The organism is Nocardia sputi, from assembly GCF_023501985.1.
In genome coordinates this window covers 65,285-67,768 of record NZ_JAMFLC010000008.1, presented here as the reverse complement: position 1 = coordinate 67,768, position 2,484 = coordinate 65,285, and the positions used below count along the sequence as shown (strand labels likewise).

Here is a 2,484-nt window from a genome sequence, read left to right as displayed (position 1 = left end):
TGGGAGGACCTGATTCGCTACCGCAGGCGGCTTGGATAATCTGCGCCAGTCGGCCGTACGGGCGACTGGTCCGGCCGAACGCTGGGACGCCACCAGAGTTGCTGCGTTGACCACAGGAGCCTGGCGTCAAGACTGACCACTCTGAAGGAATTGGGCCGATGATGTCGTCCGATGCTCTGATACCGGATTCGGCCGCACGTCAGGTCGTACCCCAACTATCTACGACGTTCGCGGTGCCACCGCCGACGAAGTCGGCATAACTTACTCGGCGGTGCCGATAACGGATGGCTCGACATCAATGAGGAGGACGACGTGGCAGACGAACCAGGTGGGCTGACCGTCGAACACCCGCTCGCTCGTGCGCTGGCGGCGCACGCGCCCACGGGGTGGACGCGGGTGGACGCGGCGTTCGCGGTCACGGTGGCGGGCGAGATCGCCCAGCTCGTGTATACCGTCGGCGAGCAGGCGATGTCGGTGGACCCGCCGGAGTCGGCGCTTGTCCTCGTCCGGGAGCATCGTGCGATCGCGGCTGCCTCTGGTGCGGAACCGTGGTGGCGGATGGTGATGGCGATGACCAGCTCCGGCGAGATCGAGGTCGCCTACGACTACGGCGACGAGCCCTTCCCGGACGGCCAGTTGTTCGTGCCGGAGGCATATCGCGCCGACCTCGAGGCGTATCCGCGCGGAAAGCTGCCGGTGTGGCTGGCCGCGTATATCGGGCATGGCGACCGGCAGCGGCGTACTCCGCAGCAAGCCGCCGCGCAGGCTCGTAATGATCGGGCCGAGCAGGTGTGGGCGGTGCTGGCGGAGAACGAGTTCCCGCCGTTCCCGCAGATGTGGGCGCGATGGACGACGATCGCCGCGGCCTTCGTGGCCGCGAAGTCGGAATGGGGGCCGCGGATGCTGCCCTGGGTCGGGGTGTTCGAAGGCACCGCACGCGGCGGGTCGACCTTGCACGCGCTTCCGGCGGGGCGGGCCGTGCTCTCGGGTGGCGTGTGGAACGCACCCACCTTGGACGCTGTCTACAACGCGGGCGCACCGATGCCGGAGCTGTACGGCGGTGCGCCGGACTGGGTCGCCGACCCGGTGTTGAATCCGCGGGCGGCCTCGGGGCTGCTGTCGTTCTGTTACTGGTGGGAGGCAGGGCGCTGGTACCGCGGGCAGTCGCCGCCCGCCCAGGAGTGCGCGCCCGCGGTGCCGGGCGTGTGGACGCGCGAGACGGCGATCAAGATCGTAGCGGGAACCCTTTCCGACCGCCTGGGCCAGGACGCGGCCGAGGCGATCGGAGCTTTGTTGTCCGCCGCAGAGGCGGGGAGAGTGACGCGGGCGGCACTGGTCGCCGTCTTCGGTGATGACGGCCGATTCGACATCGACGGCGCGCTCTATCAGTTCTCGGTGGCCGGGCTGCTGTCCACGGCGCCGGAGCCGATGCCCGCCGAGCAGGCGATCAGCCGGGTGCGGGACTACATCACCGGACGGCAGCTGGACACCACCGGTTACCCGCTGTCGAAGCTGAACGCCGACCGCTTCCGCTTCGGCTGGAAGGTGTATGTGCCCGCGCCCGAGAACGCGGCGGCAGCCGAACGAGCCGTCTTCTACATCACCGACGACGGCGAGTTCGCGCCGTCGTCGTCGGCGGTGGATCAGGCGAGAGTCATCGCGGCGTTGGAACAGCGCTTTGTCGACCGCCACGGTCCGCAGAATTGAACGGATATCTTGCTGACAGTTCGCTGTTATACCTATTCACCGTCCGAAGCTGCTGAAAATGTGTGTTGCTGTATCGCAGCAGCTAGAGATGCGCGAGACTCGGGTGACCGCCGCCGCCACTCACGGCGCGGCACTCGAGGAGGAGGTCGATCATGTCGCTGGAGGCCAACAAGGCGCTGATCCGCCGGTTCTATCGCGAGATCGACGCGGGAAACATCGAAGCGATGGACGAGCTGGTCGCCGAGAACTACCTCGATCATTCGCCTCCCCGTTCCCCGGCATCGGTCCGGGCCGCGAGGGCCTGAAGCAGACGTTCCGCATGTTCTGGGACGCCACTCCCGGGCGGCACGAGATCGAGGATCAACTCGCCGAAGGCGACCGGGTCGTCACCCGCCTCACCGCCTACGGTCGCCACACCGGAGACCTGCCGGGAATCCCGGCGACGGGTCACGATCTGAGGATGACCGGAACCGCGATCCACCGGATCGAAGACGGCAAGATCGCCGAGAAGTGGTCCGACAAGGACGTGCTCGGGTTCTTACAGCAATTGGGCGTACTCCCGGCCGTGGGAGGGGCGTAACAGGTCCCCTGCCGCCGACGAGGAGCTCCATCGGCAACCGCCCGCGCGCAGCGGGCAACGAAACAGGAAAGCCGCGTATCAGAGGAAACTGATACGCGGCTTTCCGCAATTTGTGGGCGAAGGGGGGCTTGAACCGTTCGTATCGCCCCAACTAGCAGCGCGTGACCTGGGGTTTCACCGGGTTTCACCGGGATTGG

At 67.0% G+C, this 2,484-nt stretch carries 3 protein-coding genes; all 3 read left to right on the top strand.

The window, feature by feature from the left end:
* The first annotated feature begins 312 nt into the window (after positions 1-312).
* The 3 genes from M8859_RS13100 (at position 313) to M8859_RS13090 (ending at position 2,287) form a co-directional block, all read left to right on the top strand.
* On the top strand, positions 313-1,707 hold the full coding sequence (locus M8859_RS13100) for a hypothetical protein (protein ID WP_249644283.1): 1,395 nt from the start codon (positions 313-315) through the stop codon (positions 1,705-1,707).
* A gap of 152 nt (positions 1,708-1,859) precedes the next feature.
* A complete protein-coding gene (locus tag M8859_RS13095; protein ID WP_249644282.1) occupies positions 1,860-2,012 on the top strand; it encodes a nuclear transport factor 2 family protein in 153 nt (50 codons plus the stop codon).
* A 14-nt stretch (positions 2,013-2,026) separates the two neighbouring features.
* A complete protein-coding gene (locus M8859_RS13090) occupies positions 2,027-2,287 on the top strand; it encodes an ester cyclase (RefSeq protein WP_249644281.1) in 261 nt (86 codons plus the stop codon).
* Positions 2,288-2,484: the final 197 nt, after the last annotated feature.